At 70.3% G+C, this 975-nt stretch carries 1 protein-coding gene; it reads left to right on the forward strand.

Annotated elements, in window-relative coordinates:
* A partial coding sequence (locus QBJ89_RS20080; protein ID WP_277982213.1) for a dihydroxy-acid dehydratase occupies positions 1–954 on the forward strand: 954 nt, incomplete at its 5' end.
* Between the last annotated feature and the right edge of the window lie 21 nt (positions 955–975).

Raw genomic sequence — 975 nt, forward strand, 5'->3', positions numbered from 1 at the left:
ATCCACCTCGCCGCTTTGGCGCGCCATGTCGGGGTCGACCTGCCGCTGAAGGACTGGGAGACCGAGGGGCACGGCGTGCCTTTGCTGGTCAACCTGCAGCCCGCGGGCGAGTATCTCGGCGAGGATTATTACCGCGCCGGCGGCGTGCCTGCGGTGGTCAACCAGCTGATTGAACAGGGTCTGATCGCGGAGGATGCGCTGACGGTCAACGGCCGCACGATGGGCGAGAACTGCCGCGGCGTGGCGATCGAGGACGAGGCGGTGATCCGCCCGTACGACCGCCCGCTCAAGGAGGCGGCGGGGTTCCTGGTGCTGTCGGGCAATCTGTTCGACGCGGCGGTGATGAAGACCAGCGTGATCTCGCCCGAGTTCCGCGACCGTTATCTGAGCAACCCGGCCGACCTCAACGCCTTCGAGGGCCCCGCGGTGGTGTTCGACGGACCCGAGGATTATCACGCGCGGATCGACGATCCCGCCACCGGGATCACGCCCGAGACCTTGCTGTTCATGCGCGGCGCCGGGCCGGTCGGCTATCCCGGTGCGGCCGAGGTGGTGAACATGCGCCCGCCGGCCTATCTGATCACCGAGGGTGTCCACGCGCTGCCGTGCATCGGCGACGGGCGCCAGTCGGGGACGAGCGGGTCGCCGTCGATCCTCAACGCCTCGCCCGAGGCCGCGGCGATGGGAGCGCTCGCCTTGCTGCGCACCGGCGACCGCGTGCGCGTCGACCTCAACACTGCGCGGGTCGACGTGCTGGTGGACGAGGCCGAGCTGGCCGAGCGCCGCCGCGCGCTGGAGGCGGCGGGGGGCTATGCCTACCCGGCCTCGCAGACGCCGTGGCAGGAGATCCAGCGCGCGGTGGTGGGGCAGATGAACACCGGCGCGATCCTGGAAGGCGCGGAGAAATACCAGCGCATCGCGCAGACCATGGGCCTGCCGCGCGACAATCACTGAGGGAGTTTGGCGGCGGGGCGC

The organism is Sphingomonas phyllosphaerae, assembly GCF_029623345.1.
GTDB lineage: Bacteria > Pseudomonadota > Alphaproteobacteria > Sphingomonadales > Sphingomonadaceae > Sphingomonas > Sphingomonas phyllosphaerae_C.